Annotated in this window: 20 protein-coding genes; 13 read left to right on the top strand and 7 right to left on the bottom strand. The window is 29.5% G+C overall.

Going from position 1 to position 22272, the window contains the following annotated elements:
• Positions 1-71: 71 nt before the first annotated feature.
• Both FDT66_RS04300 and FDT66_RS04305 read right to left on the bottom strand, forming a co-directional pair.
• The gene (locus FDT66_RS04300; RefSeq protein WP_138534926.1) at positions 72-1019 is read right to left on the bottom strand and encodes a hypothetical protein; all 948 of its coding nucleotides are present in this window, start codon (positions 1017-1019) and stop codon (positions 72-74) included.
• Between the two features lie 94 nt (positions 1020-1113).
• Positions 1114-1911 (bottom strand): LytTR family DNA-binding domain-containing protein, encoded by a 798-nt coding sequence (locus FDT66_RS04305; RefSeq protein WP_138534927.1) that lies wholly within the window; start codon positions 1909-1911, stop codon positions 1114-1116.
• A 169-nt stretch (positions 1912-2080) separates the two neighbouring features.
• On the opposite strand from FDT66_RS04305, the gene FDT66_RS04310 reads away from it, so the two are divergent.
• Both FDT66_RS04310 and FDT66_RS04315 read left to right on the top strand, forming a co-directional pair.
• A complete protein-coding gene (locus tag FDT66_RS04310) occupies positions 2081-3004 on the top strand; it encodes an EamA family transporter (RefSeq protein ID WP_138534928.1) in 924 nt (307 codons plus the stop codon).
• 95 nt (positions 3005-3099) lie between these two features.
• Complete coding sequence (locus FDT66_RS04315) at positions 3100-3984, top strand: YihY/virulence factor BrkB family protein (protein WP_138534929.1); 885 nt, start codon at positions 3100-3102, stop codon at positions 3982-3984.
• A gap of 2 nt (positions 3985-3986) precedes the next feature.
• Here FDT66_RS04315 and FDT66_RS04320 read toward each other — a convergent pair whose 3' ends face one another.
• The 3 genes from FDT66_RS04320 to FDT66_RS04330 form a co-directional block, all read right to left on the bottom strand.
• Positions 3987-5273: an MFS transporter gene (locus FDT66_RS04320; RefSeq protein WP_138534930.1), complete on the bottom strand. Its 1287-nt coding sequence runs from the start codon at positions 5271-5273 to the stop codon at positions 3987-3989.
• Between the two features lie 72 nt (positions 5274-5345).
• The gene (locus tag FDT66_RS04325) at positions 5346-6713 is read right to left on the bottom strand and encodes an NAD-dependent succinate-semialdehyde dehydrogenase (protein WP_138534931.1); all 1368 of its coding nucleotides are present in this window, start codon (positions 6711-6713) and stop codon (positions 5346-5348) included.
• 3 nt (positions 6714-6716) lie between these two features.
• The gene (locus tag FDT66_RS04330; protein ID WP_138534932.1) at positions 6717-8366 is read right to left on the bottom strand and encodes an acetolactate synthase large subunit; all 1650 of its coding nucleotides are present in this window, start codon (positions 8364-8366) and stop codon (positions 6717-6719) included.
• A 228-nt stretch (positions 8367-8594) separates the two neighbouring features.
• Between FDT66_RS04330 and FDT66_RS04335 the strand changes: the two genes are divergently transcribed.
• The 11 genes from FDT66_RS04335 to FDT66_RS04385 all read left to right on the top strand — a co-directional run bounded on the left by FDT66_RS04335 (position 8595) and on the right by FDT66_RS04385 (position 20676).
• A complete protein-coding gene (locus FDT66_RS04335) occupies positions 8595-9650 on the top strand; it encodes an NAD(P)-dependent alcohol dehydrogenase (RefSeq protein ID WP_138534933.1) in 1056 nt (351 codons plus the stop codon).
• A gap of 35 nt (positions 9651-9685) precedes the next feature.
• Positions 9686-10804: an alkene reductase gene (locus tag FDT66_RS04340; protein WP_138534934.1), complete on the top strand. Its 1119-nt coding sequence runs from the start codon at positions 9686-9688 to the stop codon at positions 10802-10804.
• 9 nt (positions 10805-10813) lie between these two features.
• Positions 10814-11320 (top strand): peroxiredoxin-like family protein, encoded by a 507-nt coding sequence (locus tag FDT66_RS04345; protein WP_138534935.1) that lies wholly within the window; start codon positions 10814-10816, stop codon positions 11318-11320.
• A gap of 29 nt (positions 11321-11349) precedes the next feature.
• A complete protein-coding gene (gene hpf / locus FDT66_RS04350) occupies positions 11350-11652 on the top strand; it encodes a ribosome hibernation-promoting factor, HPF/YfiA family (protein ID WP_138534936.1) in 303 nt (100 codons plus the stop codon).
• 160 nt (positions 11653-11812) lie between these two features.
• Positions 11813-12004, top strand: a complete 192-nt coding sequence (locus FDT66_RS04355) for a cold-shock protein (protein ID WP_088353475.1) — start codon at positions 11813-11815, stop codon at positions 12002-12004.
• Between the two features lie 132 nt (positions 12005-12136).
• Positions 12137-13480, top strand: coding sequence for a DEAD/DEAH box helicase (locus FDT66_RS04360; RefSeq protein ID WP_138534937.1), 1344 nt, complete (start codon positions 12137-12139; stop codon positions 13478-13480).
• Between the two features lie 75 nt (positions 13481-13555).
• On the top strand, positions 13556-15091 hold the full coding sequence (locus FDT66_RS04365) for an SDR family NAD(P)-dependent oxidoreductase (protein ID WP_138534938.1): 1536 nt from the start codon (positions 13556-13558) through the stop codon (positions 15089-15091).
• 77 nt (positions 15092-15168) lie between these two features.
• Positions 15169-16479, top strand: a complete 1311-nt coding sequence (locus FDT66_RS04370) for a DEAD/DEAH box helicase (protein WP_138534939.1) — start codon at positions 15169-15171, stop codon at positions 16477-16479.
• Positions 16480-16609: 130 nt separating this feature from the next.
• The gene (locus FDT66_RS04375) at positions 16610-19513 is read left to right on the top strand and encodes a PAS domain-containing sensor histidine kinase (protein ID WP_138534940.1); all 2904 of its coding nucleotides are present in this window, start codon (positions 16610-16612) and stop codon (positions 19511-19513) included.
• A 2-nt stretch (positions 19514-19515) separates the two neighbouring features.
• Entirely contained in the window at positions 19516-20166 is a 651-nt protein-coding gene (locus FDT66_RS04380) for a response regulator (RefSeq protein WP_138534941.1), read from the top strand.
• A gap of 135 nt (positions 20167-20301) precedes the next feature.
• Positions 20302-20676 (top strand): response regulator, encoded by a 375-nt coding sequence (locus FDT66_RS04385; protein ID WP_138534942.1) that lies wholly within the window; start codon positions 20302-20304, stop codon positions 20674-20676.
• A 257-nt stretch (positions 20677-20933) separates the two neighbouring features.
• Here FDT66_RS04385 and FDT66_RS04390 read toward each other — a convergent pair whose 3' ends face one another.
• Positions 20934-21380 carry a hypothetical protein gene (locus tag FDT66_RS04390; RefSeq protein WP_138534943.1) on the bottom strand — a complete coding sequence of 149 codons (447 nt, stop codon included), beginning with the start codon at positions 21378-21380 and terminating at the stop codon, positions 20934-20936.
• 175 nt (positions 21381-21555) lie between these two features.
• Complete coding sequence (locus FDT66_RS04395; RefSeq protein ID WP_138534944.1) at positions 21556-22170, bottom strand: DEAD/DEAH box helicase; 615 nt, start codon at positions 22168-22170, stop codon at positions 21556-21558.
• Positions 22171-22272: the final 102 nt, after the last annotated feature.

The raw sequence follows: 22272 nt of genomic DNA on the forward strand, positions 1-22272 counted from the left end.
TTTTAAATTAAGTACTGATAAACCCTCACAAACTTTGTGAGGGTTTTCTAATTAAAAGTAACATAGAAAGTTTAATACTCATTCATTAAAATTACTTTTAAGTTCGGATAGTTTTGTTTTAATTCTTTTTCAAGACCAATAACATGAGAAGCCCCAACAATAACTATGTTTCTTATTTTATTTGAAGACAAAACTTGGTTTGCTATATTATTTGCCATTCTCATATTTCTTTCATCCCAATATTTTCTTCCTTCTTTACAGCCTTCTGTATCGTTTAAAACGTATCTGAATGAAGCCATTTCATGCAGTTGATTCAATGATTTTCTTTTATTTGTATGTTTCCCTAAACGTCTAAAAATAGCTGGTAAAATAGAACTGTTATAGTTTTTCTTATATAATTTGGTGTTTGCTGTATTGTTTCCGTTTTCTCTTCCTTCTTTTATACATTTATTCCAAGCTGTGTGAAACTCTCTATTTGTTTGCTGATCATCCATATTGGTAACACGTAAGTTTTTAGACAATGCTAATTTATAAGTCAAATCTCCATCTTCATGTCTTGTTGGTTTTTTTGCCCCATCAAGTCCGTATTTTAATAAATATTGATACAGTTCGTAATTTCCATTATCTCTTTTGTAAGCTGATGCAGTTGTTAAAAATTTTATTTCATCTTTGGTTAATGTATTAAAATCTTTTTTAGATAAATTGTTGAATTTACTTTCATCAAAATCAAAAGAAGTTTTTAAAGAATCTGATAATTGATAAAATTTCTGATAATTTTTAGACCAACCATTTTTTAAATACTCCCAAGATTTCGCATCATTTGCCATAGGACTTTCTACATATATTGCTTCAGGATTGTATTTTTTTGCAAACTTTAACATGGGTTTGTAGCTCTTTTTTACAATTTTAGGAACAGTGTGCATGCTTCCAATAATTAATACTTCTTGTTGTTTGTTTTGTGCTGATAAAACAAAAATTGATAAAAATAAAATAGTAATAAATGTGATTTGAGTTTTCATAATGATGATTTTATTGATTAAACTTTCTGTTACAAAACTAGAAAGGAATCAATATAAAAACTCAATATATAAAGGTGTTTGGGGTGAAATACAGCTATTCTGTGGTAGAATTTAAAACTGCTTTTACATCATTTTGGTAAGTTCTGGAAACTGGCACTTCTATGTGGTGAGTTACAATCGCAAACAGTTTGCTATTGGCAGTTTTCCACTGTAAAAAATGAAAAGGATTTATTAAATAAGAACGATGAGTTCTTAAAAATTCTGGAAACTCATCCGCAATTGAAGACAATTTATTTCTGATTAATGTTTTCTTTAATTCGGTTCCAGAGATGTAGAAAACTTCAATATAATTATCTGAAGATTGTATGCAAATTACATCATTTAAAAACAAACGCAAACCTTCGTAATTTCCTTCACCTTTAATTTCTATTTTTTCTTGTTCTAGTTTTTTCTCTTTGTATTTTCCAAAAGCAAAACGACCAATTATTAAAATAGGTAAAATGGTTAATAAAGCAGGAAAATAGATACTCTTTAACATATACACTAAATCATACGGATTTCTATCATTTGCCATAATTACAAACAAATAATACAAACGCGCTATCGTAATTGCACAAAAACAATACACAAAAAGAAAAATAATTTCGCTTAAAAGTGTCCATTTTTTATCCTTCTTGGAGAATATTAAATATTGAAAGGGTAAAAAGAAAACGTAAGATACCCCTCCAATAAAACCATAACCTAAAAGAAATATTAATTTTTCATTTTCGTATAGTTGATTAACATCTAAAGGCTCTGTAAAATATAGAAAAACGAAAATCCATAATGCTAAACTCAAAGCAATTATTAAATGATGTTTTATCGAAGGATCAAATGGGTATTTCTTATTCAAAGTAAGCTATTTTTTAAAAATGTGTTCTAGATTTATTAAAAGTTTATTTTTCCCATTTGCTTGGTGTTGTTTCAAATATAGTAATAAATATTCCTTTTTTTATTCTTAATTAAAAATGAAAAGTACTTAATTATTAATGGTAATTTTGCAACTTCAAATAAACTTATTTATGAAAGCGAATAAATCTCAAATATTAATTATTATAGCATTTATATCCATTTATGTTATTTGGGGTTCTACCTATTTATTTAATAAGGTTGCAGTAACTGAATTACCACCTTTTTTCTTAGCTTGTATTCGTTTTTCCACAGCTGGAGTTTTAATGTTGATGATTGCTAAAATTTTTGGTTTTAGTTTTAAAATTACTAAAAAGCAAATATTAAATTCAGCAATAGCATCTTTATTTTTTTTAATTTTAGGAAACAGTGTTTTTGTTTGGGCTTTACGATATGTAGATAGTGGTTTTGCTGCATTAATTGCTTCTACACAACCATTATTTGTTTTATTAATACTACGTTTTTTAGACAGAAAACCAATGCAAAAAAAATCTATAATAGGAGTTTTTTTAGGTATTGTAGGTATGGTTTTACTGGTGAGTCAGCAAGAATTGGTAACCTCTAGAGAAACTATTTTGGGTATTTTAGTAATGTTAGGCTGTGTTTTAGGTTGGAGTTATGGAGGTGTTTTTGTGTCAAAAGCAGATTTACCTAAAAACTTCTTAGTAAGTACAGGTTTACAAATGGTAATTGCAGGTGTTGTTTTGGCTATTTTGAGTTTTTCTTTTCAAGAAAAATGGACATCTCCATTAAGTTGGAGTACTAACGTTCAAATATCAATGTCTTTATTGATTATTCTTGGTGGAATTGTAGCTTTTACAGCTTTTAATTATTTGTTAAAGGTAGTTTCAACTGAAAAAGTAGCTACTTCTGCCTACGTAAATCCTGTAATTGCATTGTTTATGGGATGGTATTTTTTAGATGAAAAAATATCTACACAATCTATGATTGCTTCAGCAATTTTGTTAACAGGTGTATATTTTATTACCTCCAGAAAAAGAAAAATAAAAAATATAAACGGAACTTCTAAAACATAGTGAGAAATTTAAATTTGTAATGAGTTCAAAAAAATATCAATTACACAATTTATAAATTAAGAATATCCTTAAATTTATCATTCTAAAACAAAAAATTGAAAGCAAAAACAATCATAAAAGACTTACCCAAATTACTAAAAAAAACTGGAGTTAATTGGTTAGATAGTGGTCCTTTTGAATTAAGTGCTATTGTAGCTTATTACGCAATTTTATCTTTACCAGCTTTAATTGTTATCATTTTAAATTTGGTAGGAAACATTTGGGGAAGAGAAATTGTACAAGGAGAATTATTAGACGAAATTACAAATGCAGTTGGTATTCAAACAGCAGAATCTATAAGAGTAATGATGTTAGATAGGGGTGATGAATCCGTTTCAATTTTTACAACAATTATTGGTATTGGTACACTAATTTATGGATCAACAGGAGTTTTTTACCAATTACAAGCGGCTTTTGATAAAATATGGAAAGTAAAAGAAAATCCAAATACAAACGGATTTTTAAAAATAATTTTCGATCGTTTAAAAAGCTTTGGTTTTATTTTAATTATTGGTTTTTTATTATTGATAAGTTTTGTTTTAACTGCTCTAATTAGTGCATTTAGTAAAAGAATTGAAGTTTTTGTACCAGATAATTTGTTTGAATATGTGTATGTAATAGATTTTTTAATGTCTATCTTATTCATTTACATTTTATTTGCAGCAATGTTTAAATATTTACCAGGTAAAAACGTACGTTGGCGAGCCGTAAAGGTAGGTGCTGGCTTAACTGCTATTTTATTTGTGATTGGTAAATATTTATTAGCATGGTATTTTAATACTATGGAACCTGGTTCCACTTATGGTGCAGCAGGTTCTGTAATTTTAATTATGCTATGGGTTTCGTATTCAAGTTTGATACTTTTTTTCGGTGCAAATTTCACGAAAGTTTATGCAGACATGTATTTGAATAATAAAGATGATGAAGTGATAATTAAATAAAATTATTCAGCTTCAACATTGGGTAGCTTATAACTTAAAAATGCTCCTAAAATACCAAATATAGATAAAACAAGTAATACCAATTCTACCGAAAATAAAGAAGCTAAAGCACTAATTCCTCCAGTAACTAATAAAATTAAACCAATAATTGTATTGCTTACAGCAACGTAATCTGTTCTTTTATTACCTTCAGCCATATTTACAACATAAGTTTTTCTGCCTAATCTTACACCACTATGTGCTATTCCTAAAATGAAAAAAGCAACTGGATATAACCAAAATATTTTTGAAAAGTCTGTAAATACTTCAATAATGATAAACATTGTAATTCCTAAAGCAGATGCAATTATAGTTGCAAAAGACATCACATTTTTACTCGAAACATCTGCCATTTTACCCCAAACAGGAGCACTTAAAATAGAAGCAACTCCATTTGCAATAATAAATAAACCTAACAAGTAACTTTCTTTACCAATGTTTTCTTGAGCTAATAAAACGTAAAAAGGTGCAGTTAAAGCGGAACATAACAAGAGCGAACGTGCAATAATAAAATTTCTGAAATGGGTGTCTTTTTTTACAATTTTTATTCTTTGTATAACTTCTTTCCAAGTGTTTTTATGTTCCTGAATTTTACTTTTATCTTCTTTTATTTTAGAATAAATAAATGCTGAAATCAACCACATAGCACTTGCAAAGACTAATATTCCACTATAAAATAGGAGAGAAGCACCACTTTTAGATTTATACATCATAAATAAACCTGCCAATAAAACTAAAACTCCTGATACAGAAACTGTATACCCCTTTAATTTTCCACGTCTGTCTTTAGGAATCGTTTTTCCTAAAACATCTTTAGAACTTACAGAGCACAAACTTCTTGACAGACTAAAGATTATCAGAAATAAAATAATTAAACTTCCTGCAAGAACACCTTCAAAAAAATAAGCTGTTAAACCAATTGCTAAAATTGAAGCAAATTGAAAAATAGAGCCAAAAACATAAATCCATTTTCTTTTGGCCTTTGTTTTTATATAACTCGCTAAAAATATTTGCGGTAACATAGAGCCAGATTCTCTAATAGGCACAATAAAACTAATCATATAAACAGGAGCGTTTATATAATTCATTACCCAAGTTAACACTGTTTTAGGGTTGCTTAAAGTGTCTCCTAATTTTGTAAAAATGCTACTTATTAAAAGTAAAAAGTAGTTTCTTGGAAGATGTTCATCAACATTTTTATCATCAGTATTAAAAAAGAAATAGACTTTTTTTGAAATGGATTTTTTCATACTACAAAATTAGTACTATAAAACCATTCTTAAAAGTCTATTTTTAAATGTTGGTGATTTATTGATTAGTTTTTAATCAATCCAAATTGATTTTGTATTTACAAATTCACGAATACCATACCCAGAAAGCTCTCTACCATACCCAGAATTTTTAATTCCTCCAAATGGTAATCTTGGGTCAGAAGCTACTAATTTATTTACAAAACTATTTCCTGCTTCTAATTGCAAAGCCACTTTTTCACCTCTTTTTGAATTACCAGTAATTACTCCAGAACCCAAACCAAAAGAAGAGTTGTTTGCCAATTCGATTGCTTCTTCTTCGTTTTTTGCTTTTATAACAGAGGCAACAGGTCCAAATAATTCTTCATCAAAACCGGTCATACCAGCTTTTAAATCTGCCAAAATTGTTGCAGGATAATATGCACCTTTTCTGTTAGGAATTTTTCCTCCCAAAACTAATTTACCTCCTTGTTTTATGGTTTTTTCTACTTGTTCGTGCAATTCGTCTCGTAAATCTACTCTTGCCATAGGTCCATAATAAACGTCTTCATTAGTTGGTTCACCCATTTTAGCATCCTTCATTTTTTTGGTGAAAAGTTTTAAAAAATCATCATAAATATCTTCCAAAACAATAAAACGCTTTGCAGCAATACAAGTTTGTCCGTTATTTTGTAAACGTCCGTAAGTGGCTAAATCAGTTGCTTTTTCTAAATCTGCATCTTCCAAAATGATATAGGCATCACTTCCTCCTAATTCTAAAACGGTTTTCTTCAAATTTTCTCCCGCAATTTTTGCCACAGAACGTCCTGCAGGTTCACTTCCTGTCAAAGTAACTGCGACAATATTTTCATCTTCAATAATTTCTTTAATATCCTTAGAGTCTAAATTTAAATTGGTAAAAACACCTTGAGGAAAACCTGCTTTTTTAAAAGCATCTTCTAATGCAAAAGCACAACCTTGTACATTTGAAGCGTGCTTTAAAACTCCTGTATTACCTGTCATAACTGCTGGTGCTGCAAAACGTATGACTTGGTAAAAAGGAAAATTCCAAGGCATTACAGCCAAAGTAACTCCTAAGGGTTGAAAAGTAACATAACTTTTTTGAGCTTCAGTTTCTACAGTTTGGTCTGCTAATAATTCTTCAATATTATCAGCATAATATCTACAAATTTTTGCACATTTTTCTATTTCTGAACGAGATTGCTTGATTATTTTTCCCATTTCTTGGGTTGTTAATTGTGCGTATTCTTCTACGTTTTCTTCGAAAATTGTTGCTAATTTGTTCATTAATTTAGAACGTTCTTCAAAACTTGTTTTTTTCCAAGTTTTATAAGTTTCATTTGCTTTTGCTACTTTTTCTTTTGCTTCTTTTGAAGAAATTCTTTCATAACTTTTTATTTCTTCTTCTGTTGCTGGGTTTATAGTTGTTGCCTTTTTCATTTTTTATTTTTTTGAGTTTTCACTTAAAAGTACATTTAATATTTCGTGATTTAAAGAATAATCTACGGCTAAATCTATTACATGAATTCCTTTTAAATCTAATGTTTTGGTTAATGTTTCTTCAAAACCTTTCACAGATGTTGGTCTGTAACCAAAAGCACCAAAACTTTCTGCAAGTTTTACAAAATCAGGATTTTTATAATCTAAACCGAACTTTGGAAAGCCTTCTCCTTCTTGTTTCCATTCAATCATTCCATAGGCATTATCATTTAAAATAATAATTACCAAATCTAATTCCATACGAATTGCAGTTTCTAATTCTTGAGAGTTCATCATAAAACCACCATCTCCGTTTATAGAAATTACCTTTTTCTGTGGATTTAGTTTTTTTGCCATCATCGCAGAAGGAAAACCTGCACCCATTGTTGCCAAAGCATTGTCTAAAATCAAGGTGTTTTGAGCATAAGCAGGGTAATTTCTCGCAAACCAAATTTTATAAATTCCGTTGTCTAACGTTACAATTCCTTCTTCAGGTAAGATATTTCTGGTAATTTTTACCAAACGTTGTGGAAGAATAGGAAAACGATTGTCTTCTTCATACTTTGCTAAATGTTTAGAAACACTTTCTTTCACTTTTAAAAAGAAATCAATATCCCATTTTTTAGATTTGTCTTTTAATTGACTTGTTAATTCTTTGATAGTGGTTGCAATATCTCCAATCACATTCAATTGTGGGAAATAAACCTCATTGATTTCTGCTGCAAAAAAGTTGATATGAATCACTTTTCTTTCATCATCAGCATTCATTATAAATGGTGGTTTTTCAATAGAATCGTGACCAACATTAATAATTAAATCGGCATTATCAATCGTTTCATGAATAAAATCATTGGAAGAAAGTGCAGCTGTACCAATATATAGAGGATTTCTTTCGTCAATAATACCTTTTCCCATTTGTGTATTGAAAAATGGAATTTGTAACGTATTTACAAAATTACTGAGTGCTTTACAAGCTCTTTTTCTATTTGCACCAGCACCAATGAGTAACAATGGTCTTTTTGCTTTAAGAATCATTTCTGTAGCTTTTGCTATAGATTTTTTATTTGCAGAAGGAATTCTCAAATTTTCTACCTCAAAAAAATGAGGGTTTTTAACTTCCTCTTGTGCTACATCTTCAGGAATTTCTATGTGAACAGCTCCTGGTCTTTCTTCTTGAGAACGTCTAAAAGCTTCCCTTATAATAGCTCCAGAATTTTTACCATACGTAATTTGTTTAGTAAATTTCGTGAGTGGCGTCATCATTTCTACCACATCTAAAATCTGAAACTTTCCTTGTTTACTATCTTTAATTGGCTTTTGCCCTGTTAAAATCACCATTGGCATTGCGCCTAATTGAGCATACGCAGTTGGCGTCATTAAATTTGTAGCACCAGGACCTAATGTAGACATGCAGACTCCAGGTTTTCCTGTGAGGCGTCCATAAGTTGCTGCCATAAAACCAGCACCTTGTTCATGTCTTGTAATTATAATGTCAATTTTATCGGATTTTCTAATGGATTCTAAAACGTCTAAATTTTCTTCTCCAGGCAATCCAAAAATATATTCTACACCTTCATTTTCTAATGCTTGAATAATTATATCAGAAGTTTTCATTTTTCTTTTAGCTTTTTTTTTACAGATTTATTTCTGTCAAATTGCCCTCTAAATTAAGAATAAATAATCTGTAAATTTTTATCATCAACCATAAAAAACTGTTAATTTTAAAGGGATTATGTTATAAAATGTTAATTTATGGAATGAGTTCAAATTGATTTCATACGAGCCAAAAAACACCTTTTTTAATTTCTAATTTCGTGAAAATTCATAAAATTAAAATAATAGATGTCAGAAAAAATAAAAGCATATGGAACAGAAGCTGCAGACAAAGATTTACAGCAAATGGAAATCGAAAGAAGAGCAATATTAAAGAATGATGTAAAAATTGATATTTTATATTGTGGAGTTTGTCATAGTGATATACACGCAGCAAAAAATGATTGGGGAAATGCAAACTATCCATTAGTTCCAGGTCATGAAATTATTGGAAAAGTAATTGAGGTTGGTGCTGACGTTAAAAATTATAAAAAAGGAGATTTAGTTGGAGTAGGATGTATGGTAGATTCCTGTAAAGAATGTTCTGCTTGTGAAGACGATTTAGAACAATTCTGTGAAAAAGGAATGGTAGGAACTTACAATGGAAAAGACAAACATTCTAGAAATAGAACTTTTGGAGGATATTCAACATCCATTGTTGTAAGAGAAGAATTTGTACTAAAAGTTCCTACAAACTTAGATACAAAAGCAGTTGCACCATTATTGTGCGCAGGAATTACTACATATTCACCTTTAAATCATTGGAAAATTAAAAAAGGAGATAAAGTTGGTATTATTGGTTTGGGTGGTCTTGGTCACATGGGAATTAAATTTGCCAGTGCAATGGGTGCTGAAACGTATATGATAACAACTTCCGAAGAAAAATCAGCAGATGCTAAAAAATTAGGAGCAGATGACGTTATTATTTCAAAAAATAAAGATGAAATGAAAAAACATACAGGAAGTTTTGATTTTCTGCTAAATACTGTTCCCGTAAAACACGATATCAATCCGTATTTACAAATTTTAAAGAGAGATTCCACCATGGTTATGGTTGGCGCAATTGAGCCTTTAGAACCTATGAATGGTGGAAATTTAATTATGGGAAGAAAAAGAGTTGCAGGATCTTTAATTGGCGGAATTAAAGAAACGCAAGAAATGTTAGATTTTTGTGGAGAACACAATATTACTTCAGAAATTGAAATGATTGATATGCAAGATATCAACAAAGCGTTTGAAAGAGTTACCAATAATGATGTCAAATATCGCTTTGTAATTGATATGAAAACATTAAAAGAAGCATAAAAAATAGATAGAAAGATTAATTAAAAGAAAAGAAGATGAAAACACAACATTTATTACATCCATTTAATAATATAGATAACTTACCCTTAAAAAACAGAGTTGTAATGGCTCCTATGACAAGAAGTCGTGCAGATAATAAAGGAAACGTACCAACAAACGAATTGCATGGTTTGTATTATGAACAAAGAGCATCAGCAGGATTAATTATTACTGAAGGCTCACAAGTTTCTAAACAAGCTGTTGGTTATATAAACACACCTGGTATTTATTCAAAAGAACAAGTTGAAGGTTGGAAAAAAGTTACAGAAAGGGTACACAATGAAGGTGGAAAAATATTTATTCAACTGTGGCATGTAGGAAGAATTTCTCATCCAGATTTTCATAATGGAGAATTGCCTTTAGCACCATCTGCAATTAATGCAAATGAAGAAGTATACACACCTGAAGGTCAGAAAAAAACAGTAACTCCTAAAGAAATGACCAAAGAAGATATTCAACAAACCATACAAGATTTTAAAAATGCTGCACAAAATGCAATAGAAGCAGGTTTTGATGGTGTTGAAATACATTCTTCAAACGGATATTTATTTCATCAATTTTTTAACAAAACTTCCAACAAAAGAACAGACGAATATGGAGGAAGCAAAGAAAACAGAGCGCGTTTCTTTTTTGAAGTGTTAGAAGCAATTAAAGAAGTAATACCTGAACAAAAAATTGGTGCACGCTTCAATCCGTCATTACATGGTACTTTCGGAATGGAAATGGACGAAGAAACCATACCTACTTTTGAATACATCATTGAAAAATTAAACGACTATAACTTAGCATACATCCATCTATCAGAACCTTTTACAGATGTTTCTGATGTTCCTTTTGCCGTCGAAAATATTGCAGAACATTTTAGACCGATTTACAACGGAACCTTAATGATTAATGCTGGTTTTGACCAAAAGTCTGGAAATAAAATAATTGAAGAAGGAAATGCAGATTTAGTTGCCTTTGGAAAGCTATATATATCTAATCCAGATTTGGTAGAGCGTTTTGAGAAAAATCAAGAATTGGCAGACTGGGATCAAGAAACTTTTTACGTTCCAGGAAAAAAAGGATATACAGATTATCCTAAGTTAAAAGTAAATACATTAGAAAAAATTTAAAATAAAAAGATGATTAAACCAAGAGAAAAAGCACCGAATTTAGAAATTAATTTGGTAAACGATACAAAGTGGAGTTTGCATGATCAAACTCCAGAAAATTTTACAATGATTGTTTTTTACCGAGGAAAACACTGTCCTGTTTGTAAAAAACAATTAGAGGAACTTAAAAATAAAATGAGTGACTTTACAGAAAGAGGCGTAAACTTAATTGCGATAAGTTCAGATACTGAAGAAATAGCGAAAGAAACTTACAATGAGTGGAATATAGAAGGTATTCCTGTAGGATATAATTTCTCTATAGATGAAGCTAGAAAATGGGGTTTATTTATTTCTGAAGGAATTAAAAAGGAACCTAAACATTTTACAGAACCAGGGTTGTTTTTAATTCATAAAGATGGCACTGTGTATTGGGAATCAATACAATCAATGCCATTTGGAAGATCTCCATTAAAAGAAGTTTTAAGTGGAATTGACTATATTTTAAAAGAAGGATATCCTGCAAGAGGAGAAGCATAAAATAATAAATAACTTAAAAAAACATGAAAATGAATATAAATTTTGAATATCATGATGTTACAGCAAGTGATGCTTTAGAGCAATTTGCTACAGAAAAATTAAACGATTTACATCAAAAATACGACATGATTATTAGAGCTGACGTGTTTTTTAAAACAGAAAATACAACTTCTGATGAAACAGGTATGATTTGTAACATACGTTTAAGCGTTCCTGGACCAAGGTTGTTTGCAGAAGCAAATCACGACAATTTTAGAAGTGCTGTACAAGAATCTGTAAGTGATTTGGAAAAACAATTACGAAAGAAAAAAGAAAAAATGATGAATTATTAATTCATATTTTAATAGAACACCAAAAATCCCTCTAAATTAGAGGGATTTTTATTAGTTTCAAAATAAGTTTATCTAATAAATTGAAAATAAATCAATTAAAAGGTTGTAAATCTAAAATATGGGGTCACCTTTGTGAATTAATTAATTTAATAACAATATTATGAATACAGGTACAGTAAAATTTTTCAATGAAACTAAAGGTTTTGGATTTATCACTGAAGAAGGAGTTGAAAAAGATCATTTTGTACACATTTCTGGTTTAGTAGACGAGATTCGTGAAGGAGACAAAGTAGAATTTGATTTACAAGAAGGTAACAAAGGTTTAAACGCAGTAAACGTAAAAGTTATCTAATAACATATACTTTCAAGTTTAAAAAAAACTCATCAATTTTTGATGAGTTTTTTTTATGCATTTGTTTAAAATGAAGTAAAGAAAAAACAATATCAATAAAAGTGTAACTATCTTTGCACAAAATTATTTTACATGTCAAAATCATTTTCCGATTTAGGAATCCATCAGCAATTACAACAAAGTTTAACGGATTTACAAATTTCTGTACCTACAGATATTCAACAAAAAGTAATTCCTGTTGTTTTAAATCAGAAAGTAGATGTTGTTGCAATGGCAAAAACAGGAACAGGTAAAACTGCTGCTTTTGGGTTGCCTTTATTGCAATTAATTGATACAAAAAATGAAAATATTCAAGCAGTTATTTTAGCACCAACAAGAGAGTTAGGGCAACAAATTCATAGTAATTTAGAAGCTTTTTCAAAACACAGTCCAGATATTTCTATCGCTGTTGTTTGTGGAGGAATTCCCATAAAACCACAAATAGATCGTTTAAAAGAAAAAACGCATATTGTAGTGGCAACTCCAGGACGTTTGGCAGATTTAGTGAAACGTGAAGCCATCAACATAAAAAACATTTCATACTTTATTTTAGATGAAGCAGATGAAATGGTAAATGCTTTAAAAGAAGGTTTAGACGCGATTATTGCAGAAATTCCGAAGAATAGAAGAACTTTCTTATTTACAGCAACAATGCCTGGTGCTATAAGACAATTGGTAAATAACTACATGTCTAAAGAAGTGGTTACAATTGAAGCGGATATGAAAACTGTTGGTCATCAAGGAATTGACCACCAATATGTAGTAGTAGAACCGATTGAGAAACTGGAAGTTTTATTACATTTCTTAAATTCTAAAGAAGGGCAAAGAGGAATTATTTTCTGTAAAACAAAAGCGGCTGTTAATAAATTAGCGAAAAAATTAGCGATTAATAAATTCTCATCTGGCGCAATTCATGGAAGTTTAACCCAAGGAATTCGAGACAGAATTATGGGACAATTTAGAGAAGGACACATAGATATTTTAGTGGCAACAGATTTGGCTGCAAGAGGAATTGATATAAAAGAAATTTCTTATGTAGTAAATTATCATTTACCAGATACGTATGATGCGTATGTGCACAGAAGTGGAAGAACAGCAAGAGCAGGAGCAAAGGGACTATCTTTAACCATTTTACAACAAGAAGAAGTGGTAGATATTGCAGATTTTGAAAAGGAATTAGGTATTTCATTTTCAAGATATGAAAAGGCAGATGCACAAAGTATTGAAGAAAATAATGGTTTGTTGTGGGCGAAAAAAATATTTAAAACAAAACCGAATAAAACAGTTTCGGAAGATTTTAAATCTCAAATAAAAACTATTTTTCATCATTTAACAAAAGATGAATTGGTAGATAAAATTTTGGCGAATTATTTAGCTCAAAATGCTTCAAATACACCAAAAACAGTAGAAGTTAAAAAGAAGAAGAAAAGAAAATAATTTTCTAAATGTCAGTTTGAACGCAGTCGAGAACTAATTTAGAAACTTAAATAATATAACAATCTCATCATCAATATGAGTCAACATAAAAACAATCCAGAAATAGATGCTTGTATTCAAACAATACAAAACTTATTAGCGGATACAAATCAGCTTTTTGAGATTCCTGAAGCACAAAGAGTGGCACTTTTTAAGGTTGCTGGCGAATTATCTCGTCCAAACAGAGATGAATTTCAACGAAGAAGAAAAGATGCTAAAAAAGCAGCCAAACGTAAACAGATTGAAAGTGACAAACATGCCAGAAAATCAACCGGAATTCGTTCGGCAAGAGAAGCTGCCTTGTTTGTTGCTCCAAAACTATTAGGAGCTGCTCAAATAAATGAAGATAGTCCAGAATTAGAATCACCAAGAAACTGTTATGTTTGTAAAACGATGTATACCAAATTGCATCATTTTTATGATGCCATGTGTACAGATTGTGGCAATTTAAATTATGCGAAACGTTTTCAAACCACAGATTTAACGGGTCAAGTTGCTGTAATTACAGGTTCTCGTTTAAAAATAGGTTACCATATTACTTTAATGGCTTTACGTTCTGGAGCAACAGTGATTGCTACCACTCGTTTTCCTGCAGATTCTGCGATTCGTTTTGCAAAAGAAGAAGATTATAAAGATTGGAAAGATAGGTTGCACATTCATGGTTTGGATTTAAGGCACATTCCAAGTGTAGAAATTTTTTGTAATTATATAGAGCAGAAATACGATCGTTTAGATATTCTTATCAACAATGCTGCCCAAACTGTAAGAAGACCTGCTGGTTTTTACGCTCATATGATGGAAAATGAGAAAAAACCCATTGATCAACTTCCAATATTGGCACAAAAATTATTAGAAAATCATGCAGAATGTTTGAAAGAAATATCCGATTTAAGTGTTTCTTCATCAAAAACAGCTAAAAATAATGTGTTACCAGTCACATGGCATGGACCAGAACCAGGAATTGGACTAAGAAATTCAGCAGAATTATCTCAAATTCCTTATAGCTTTGACAATTCTTTGCAAACATCAGAAGTGTTTCCAGAAGGAAAATTAGATGCAGATTTGCAACAAGTAGATTTGCGTAAAACCAACAGTTGGCGTTTAAAATTAGGCGAAATCGAAACTACTGAAATGGTAGAAGTACAACTGGTAAATGCAGTAGCACCTTTTGTTTTGTGTAATCGTTTGTCTAATTTAATGATGAAAGAAAACACCGGAAAGAAACACATAATTAATGTGTCTGCAATGGAGGGTAAATTTCATCGATTTAAAAAAGAAGATAGGCATCCTCATACCAATATGGCAAAAGCAGCTTTAAATATGTTAACTCATACATCGTCTGCAACATTTGCTAAAAAAGGAATTTACATGAATGCTGTAGATACAGGTTGGGTTACAGATGAAGATCCTGCTGAATTATCTAAAAAGAAGGCAGAAGTTCATGATTTTCAACCTCCATTAGATATTGTAGATGGAGCTGCAAGAGTAATGGATCCTTTAATTGACGGTATAAATACCGGAAAACATTGGTCTGGAAAGTTTTTAAAAGACTATTTCCCTATCGATTGGTAATTTTTACAATAGTGAATTTGGTATTTATTTATCCGTAAATACTAGTAATTAAGTTTAAAGAAAAACAGCGAATAATTATGGCAAATAATATCAAGGAGCAATCAGAAATTTTAGATAAATTAAATATTGCTGCATTAAATCCAATGCAAAAAGAAGCGATTGCAACCATTAATAAAAACGAGAATACCATATTACTTTCGCCAACAGGAACAGGAAAAACATTGGCTTTTTCTTTGCCTTTATTAGAAATGTTAAACCCTGATTTAGAGGAAGTACAAGCGTTAATTTTAGTTCCATCAAGAGAATTAGCTATTCAAATAGAACAAGTTATTCGTTCTATGGGAGCTGGTTTTAAAGTAAATGCTGTGTATGGAGGAAGACCAATGTCTAAAGATAAAATTGAATTAAAACATACTCCTGCTATTTTAATTGGTACTCCTGGTAGAATTTCGGATCATTTTACAAATGAACGTTTTTCTAAAGATTTTATAAAAACATTAATTTTAGATGAGTTTGACAAATCATTAGAGGTTGGTTTTGAATATGAAATGAGAGGAATCATTAATCAACTTACTAGTTTAGACAAACGCATCTTAACCTCTGCAACACAAGGAGTTGAAATACCTGATTTTGTAGGGTTGTCAAATCCAAATACTGTAAATTATTTAAAAGCAACAACTTCTAAATTGCAAGTAAAAACGGTAATTTCTCCTTCAAAAAATAAGCTAAATACCTTATTACATTTGTTGAATCATCTTGGAAATCAACAAGGAATTATTTTTTGTAATTTAAAAGATAGCATACACAATGTGAGTACTTTTTTAGAAAGTAAAAACATAAAACATGGTTGTTTTAGTGGTGGTATGGAACAAAAAGATAGAGAACGTTCATTAATAAAATTTAGAAACGGAACCAATCAAATTTTAATTGCTACAGACTTAGCTGCTAGAGGAATAGATGTTCCTGAAATGAACTACATTATTCATTACGAATTGCCATTGGCTGTAGAGGAATTTACACATAGAAACGGACGTACAGCAAGAGTTTCAGCAGAAGGTACTGCTTATGTATTAAAATGGAAAGACGAGCATTTACCAGATTTTATTAAAAATGCTGTAGTACAAGACATTTCTAAACAAGCTGAAAGAAAACAACCTTTTTGGGAAACCTTATTTATTTCTGGCGGAAGAAAAGATAAAATATCAAAAGGAGATATTGCTGGTTTATTTATCAAACAAGGTAAATTAAGCAAAGAGCAATTAGGTGTTATTGAGTTAAAACAAGACTGTGCTTTTGTTGCAGTTCCTGCTCAAAAAACATCTGAATTAATTGATACATTAAACAATGTTCGCTTAAAAAAGAAAAAAGTTAGAATTTACCAAGTATAAATAAAAAACACACATAATATAAGTAATTGATTTATAATATATAAATTAAAATTTGCTTGGTTAACGGTTTACAATTTGCAGAAATAAAATTATTTTCACTAAATTTAAAAAAAGTTTAGTACACATTTACATGAAGTTTTTAAGAAACAAAATCAATTTTATAATTGTATTCATATATTTTATTACTTCTTGCTTATATTTTACTTTTTACGATAATTTAGTCAGTTCTTTTTTTAGTTCAAATTCCACAAACCCTTTATTAATTACCTTACAAAACTACCAAGGCGTACTATTTATAGTAATTTCTTCCATTTTTATGTATGTAGCTTTAAGGAGAAAAGACTACAAAACAAAACAAAAATTAATAGGATTAAGAAAATATAAAAACAGACATTATGATTTGTTTGACAACATTACGCATGGAGTTTTGTATGTATCTCCAAAAGGAATTGTTTTATCTGTAAATCAAACTTGTTTAGATATTTTAGGAGCTGAAAAAGAGTATATGATTGGATACTCTATTTACAAACCATCATGGAAACCTGTTCATGAAAATAAAAGCCCAGTAAAAGCAGATGAGCATCCAACAAAAATTGCCTTTAAAACAAAAAAACCGGTTTTAAAAAAAACAATTGGTATTATAAATGCAAAAACCGGAGTTTACACTTGGTTAAAAGTAAGTGCTATTCCTGAATTTGAAAATGGCAAAAAACAACCTTTTAGAGCATGTATTATTATTGATGATATTACAGAGTTAAAAAACTATCAAGATTTACTATTAAAAAATCAAAAGTCTATTAGAGAAGCTAGTCAATTAGCAAAAATCGGATTTTGGGAATTTGATACCACAACAAACAAAGTTACTTGGTCTGATTATTTATATGAAATTTTTGGATTAGACCCCAAAAATGACCCTCCACCTCAAGAAGAAATTATAAAATATTTTGATAAATCATCTTTAGAAAAATTACAACAATCAAATATTGAGTTAATTGCACATGGTACACCTTATGACATAGAAATTAAACTTTTCAATTTAAATAATGAAGAGATTTGGGCAAGAAACGTAGTACAACCAATCTATAATGATGAAAAGGAAATTATTGGAAGAAGAGGAATCATCAGAAATATTACTGACGATAAAAAAGCACAATTAAAGCTAGAGCAGTCTAAAGAAAGTTTGGAAACATCTTTAAACTTGGTAGAAGAAAGTGAATATGCATTAAAAGAAGCTGGTAGAATTGCAAAAATAGGCTACTGGAGTTATGATGAACAAACAGGTGTTCTTTTTTGGTCTGAAGGACTTCATAAAATTTACGGTACAGATCCAAAAAAAGGAGTTCCTCCATTAGAGGAAATTTTAAATTTCTTTACAGAAGATTCTAGATTAACACTTATTATAGCAACAACAAACCTAGCTAAAAATGGGGTGCCTTATGAGATAGAGTTAAATTTAATAGATACAAATAATAAAAGTGTTTGGATTAAAAACACAGGACAACCTATTTTTAATGATAAAAACGAAGTAATTGGTAGGAGAGGGGTTTCACAAGATATTACAGAAAGCAAAAATATACAGTTACAGCTCTTAAAAGAAAAAGAAAAAACAGAAATTAGCGAAGCAAAATTTAAATCTTATACAGAAAAATCTCCAACAGCAATTTATACAACGAATCTTGATGGTGATTGTACTTATGCAAATGAAACATGGTTAGAGATTTCTGGCATGACCTTAAAGCAAGCATCTGGAACTGGATGGGTGAATGCTTTACATCCTGATGACTTAGAAGCTATTAAAAAAGATTGGTATCAATCTGTTCAATCGAATGGAAAATGGAAATATGAATACCGTTTTATAAATATAAAAACCAAAGAAATTACTTGGGTAGAAGGTACAGCCAAAGAAATTTTTAACGATAAAAACGAATTAATAGGCTATTTAGGTACCAATGTAAATATTACTGAAAGAAAAAAAGCAGAAGAAATGTATCGTTTATTAGCAGATAATACAAACGATTTAATTTCTTTACAAGATCCTGAAACCAATTTTACGTATTTAAGTCCTTCTATAAAAACATTATTAGGTTATGAAGCTAAAGAGTTAATTGGAAAACAAAATTTAGATTTAGTACATGAAGAGGATGTTGCTATGGTTAAAAATAAAATAGAGCAAAGTTTAAATGGATTAGCGGTAAATGATTTTATTTTTAGAATAAAACATAAAAAAGGGCATTACGTTTGGTTAGAATCCTTATTATCACCTGTATATCAAAATAATAACATTATTGCTTATTTAACATCATCCAGAGATATCACCCAATGGATGTTGGCAAGAAAAAAAATTGAAGAATATCAAACCTCGTTACAAAAACTAACTGCAGAAGTTGCGATGATTGAAGAAAAACAAAAAAAGGACATTGCTGCAAATATTCATGATCATTTGAGTCAATCACTTGTAATTTCAAAAATGAGAATAAGTGAACTTCAAAAAAATGCATCTTTAAAAAACATTAGTGAAGATTTAGATTTTGTAAATAAACATATATCAGAGGCTTTAGAAAATAGTAGAAAAATTACCTACGAACTTTCTCCTCCAGTTTTATATCAATTAGGGTTGTTAGAAACTCTAGAGTGGATGTCTGACGATATTCAAGAAAAATACGATATTAAAGTTCAATTTACCAGTAATGTAAACCATCTAGAGCTTAGTGAATTTAAATCTATATTGATATATCGTTGTATACAAGAAGCTATAACAAACATTATTAAATATGCAAAAGCTACAGAAATAAAGCTTCAGTTTATTAAAAATGAGGAAACAATTACCATCATTATAAAAGATAACGGAATAGGTTTTGATACAGCAATTTTACAAAACACAATGAGTACAGAAGGTGGTTTTGGCTTATTTGCTGTAAGGGAGCGTATTAGAAATTTAAATGGTGAACTACAAATTACCTCAGACAAAAATGTTGGAACAACTGTAAAATTTTTCGTACATTTAAAAAATAAGAACGATATTAAAGAACAATAATAATGAATCCCCCAGAAGTCATTAGATTATTATTAGTAGACGATCATAAAATATTACGTGACGGTTTACGGAGTATTATAGAGCAAAAAACAAACTTACATATTATTGGCGAAGCTTCAGATGGTAGAGCTGCCATTGAACAATGTAATAAGCTTTTACCAGATGTAGTTATTACAGATGTAGCCATGAGTGGCTTAAATGGAGTAGAAGCAACAAAACAAATACACAAAAAACATCCTCACATTAAAATTATCGGACTTTCTATGCATGCGAACAAACAGTTTATACAAGGCATGTTTAAAGCTGGTGCTTATGCATATTTACTAAAAGATGGTGACTCGTCAGAATTAATTACAGCCATTAACTCAGTACATCAAAATAAAAAATACCTCTCAAAAAAAATAGATCAAAGTTATTTAACCCTTTTAAATAGAGAAGAAGTAATTGTTGATAAAGAATTAAGCTCAAGAGAAATAGAAGTACTACAATTAATAGCGGAAGGTAATTCATCCAAAGAAATAGCAGAACTATTATTTTTGAGTTCAAAAACGGTTGATGTCCATAAAAACAACACTATGAAAAAGCTAGAATTATATACCATACCAGAGCTTACAAAATATGCCATTAGAAATGGACTAACCTCTTTAGAATAACAACTCCTTGTAAAAGGTTATTAAATTAATTATCAGTATTTTACATGTAAAATATAAATAGAAAATAAGCAATTTGCTTACTGTTATAATCAATTAATTGCTTTAATTTTAAAAGATTAAACAATTGTAATTGTGATGGAAAGAAATTTATTACTTGTTGAAGATGATAAACATATAGGTGAGTTACTTTATACTAGTGTAAAAGGTTTAAATACTCTAAAAACTATAGAATTATCTACAACGCTAAAAGAAGCTAAAAGTAAGTTATTAAACGTTTTTTACGATATAATTGTTTTAGATTTAAGCTTACCTGATGGTAATGGCATACAATTATTAAAATGGTTGAATAAAAAAAACGTAGAAACGAAAGTGTTTATTTTTTCTATGAATACAGAGTTAAAAAGAATGTGTTTACAGTATGGTGCAAGCGCTTTTTTTGACAAAGCAAATGATTTTGATTCTTTAATTGATACCATTTCAAATGACAACTCAAAAATCAACCAAAACTAATATTTAGTAGTAAAAATATAATAGAAACGACAATAACAAAAAAAAGCCAAACGGAATCGTTTGGCTTTTTCTATAAAATACTCTAGGGGAAAATATAATATAAATACAAGTGTAAATTTAATAGCTTTTATAGAAAGTAACTATAAGCAAATTACTTATTTTTAATAGTTTATTAAAAAATGTAATCATATCATATGAAATAAAAAAAGTGCTCATTACTAAAAATGAACACTTTTTTTCTTAGGGGATTTTTTAACTTATTTCTTTTCAATAATTTTTGTAAGTTTTCCAGTCCAAGACCTATCTTCATATACAGATTCGTAGTAGTATCTTTTACCTCTATTTCTTTGTATAGTAGTAGTTAATTTATCACCTACCTTAAATGGTAAATTTTTCTTGTTAATATCTACAATTTCTAATTCATATTCATTTTCACTCAACCAAACCATTTTAGCTTTGATATACTCTCCTTTTGGATAAAACTCTATGTAAGAATCTTCTTCTATTTCAACAATAACTTTGTGAATACTATTGTCATAAGTATATTTACCATCCTCTAAAGATTTGTTTACAATAACTTTGGTTTTTAAAGGTTTAATATACGGTACATTTTTCATGTCATTATAAGCAACATCTTGTGCAGATGTTTGTAAGGCTACATTTAATAACAAAATTAAAACAGAACTTTTAAATATTTTTTTCATAATTGGGGAATTTTTTAGTTAATAATAATCCAAATATAAAAACAATGTAAAATGCTTACAATAGGCAAAATCCCTATTTTTTTATTTTAATGATAATTTTCAATTGAAAAAGATAGAAATTTGCTAAAAAAAATGATTTTTTTATAAAAAAAAAGCATTTAATGTAAATAAGCACCTATTTGATAAGAATCTTTTTAGCAAAAGTCATAAAGTAGTTCTCCAAGCGTTGTAAGCTAGCGTTCATTGTATTGGTATACAATACGTATTGGCATTTATAAATACTTTGTGTAGTAGCTAATAAAGCTGTATAAGCATTGGTTTCTTGTAAAAAAGAAGCATCATCAATACCAATTATTTTTAATTGAGTAGTATTTAAACCTTCTAATAATAGTAATTTATTAGTTGTTTTTACAGTAGCTATTAAAATGTCCACTCCTTCAAAAATTTCCGATTTTAACAAATCTATATGTTCTCTTTCATTTGCTACATATACACGTAAGTCTGTATGCCTAGTATATAATAAAAAAGCATCGTACAAAGCCAAAGCTTGTTCATTATTTTCCACAAAAACAAGTGCTCTTGGCGCAGTTCCTTGTGCTTCACATTGCAGTTTTTGTAAGGTAGTCCAAATTAAAGTAGTTGTTTTTCCGCTATTGTTGGGCGCAATACAATATACATTGGCACCACTTTTTATGGTTCCAATACTTGCTTTTTGAAATCGAGTAGGAGTATCAATTCCAAATTGCGCTATTTTTTCTTTTAAATGAGGATGTAGTTTTTTAAAAGGCATAAAATAAAAATGAATAATTACTTTAATTATGTGGCAAAGATACAATATAATTAAAGTGTTATACTTTACTGAACGAGGTTTTACTGATAAATTTTTATCAGA

It is taken from the genome of Polaribacter aestuariivivens, assembly GCF_005885675.1.
GTDB classification, from domain to species: domain Bacteria; phylum Bacteroidota; class Bacteroidia; order Flavobacteriales; family Flavobacteriaceae; genus Polaribacter; species Polaribacter aestuariivivens.

What these genes read in the sequence shown, in the direction of transcription:
- FDT66_RS04395 (WP_138534944.1), bottom strand. Translation starts at nt 22,170, where the DNA reads ATGCCTTTTAAAAAACTACATCCTCATTTAAAAGAAAAAATAGCGCAA.
- FDT66_RS04300 (WP_138534926.1), bottom strand. Translation starts at nt 1,019, where the DNA reads ATGAAAACTCAAATCACATTTATTACTATTTTATTTTTATCAATTTTT.
- FDT66_RS04390 (WP_138534943.1), bottom strand. Translation starts at nt 21,380, where the DNA reads ATGAAAAAAATATTTAAAAGTTCTGTTTTAATTTTGTTATTAAATGTA.
- hpf (WP_138534936.1), top strand. Translation starts at nt 11,350, where the DNA reads ATGAATATAAATTTTGAATATCATGATGTTACAGCAAGTGATGCTTTA.
- FDT66_RS04335 (WP_138534933.1), top strand. Translation starts at nt 8,595, where the DNA reads ATGTCAGAAAAAATAAAAGCATATGGAACAGAAGCTGCAGACAAAGAT.
- FDT66_RS04345 (WP_138534935.1), top strand. Translation starts at nt 10,814, where the DNA reads ATGATTAAACCAAGAGAAAAAGCACCGAATTTAGAAATTAATTTGGTA.
- FDT66_RS04375 (WP_138534940.1), top strand. Translation starts at nt 16,610, where the DNA reads ATGAAGTTTTTAAGAAACAAAATCAATTTTATAATTGTATTCATATAT.
- FDT66_RS04365 (WP_138534938.1), top strand. Translation starts at nt 13,556, where the DNA reads ATGAGTCAACATAAAAACAATCCAGAAATAGATGCTTGTATTCAAACA.
- FDT66_RS04320 (WP_138534930.1), bottom strand. Translation starts at nt 5,273, where the DNA reads ATGAAAAAATCCATTTCAAAAAAAGTCTATTTCTTTTTTAATACTGAT.
- FDT66_RS04330 (WP_138534932.1), bottom strand. Translation starts at nt 8,366, where the DNA reads ATGAAAACTTCTGATATAATTATTCAAGCATTAGAAAATGAAGGTGTA.
- FDT66_RS04385 (WP_138534942.1), top strand. Translation starts at nt 20,302, where the DNA reads ATGGAAAGAAATTTATTACTTGTTGAAGATGATAAACATATAGGTGAG.
- FDT66_RS04340 (WP_138534934.1), top strand. Translation starts at nt 9,686, where the DNA reads ATGAAAACACAACATTTATTACATCCATTTAATAATATAGATAACTTA.
- FDT66_RS04380 (WP_138534941.1), top strand. Translation starts at nt 19,516, where the DNA reads ATGAATCCCCCAGAAGTCATTAGATTATTATTAGTAGACGATCATAAA.
- FDT66_RS04360 (WP_138534937.1), top strand. Translation starts at nt 12,137, where the DNA reads ATGTCAAAATCATTTTCCGATTTAGGAATCCATCAGCAATTACAACAA.
- FDT66_RS04370 (WP_138534939.1), top strand. Translation starts at nt 15,169, where the DNA reads ATGGCAAATAATATCAAGGAGCAATCAGAAATTTTAGATAAATTAAAT.
- FDT66_RS04310 (WP_138534928.1), top strand. Translation starts at nt 2,081, where the DNA reads ATGAAAGCGAATAAATCTCAAATATTAATTATTATAGCATTTATATCC.
- FDT66_RS04355 (WP_088353475.1), top strand. Translation starts at nt 11,813, where the DNA reads ATGAATACAGGTACAGTAAAATTTTTCAATGAAACTAAAGGTTTTGGA.
- FDT66_RS04325 (WP_138534931.1), bottom strand. Translation starts at nt 6,713, where the DNA reads ATGAAAAAGGCAACAACTATAAACCCAGCAACAGAAGAAGAAATAAAA.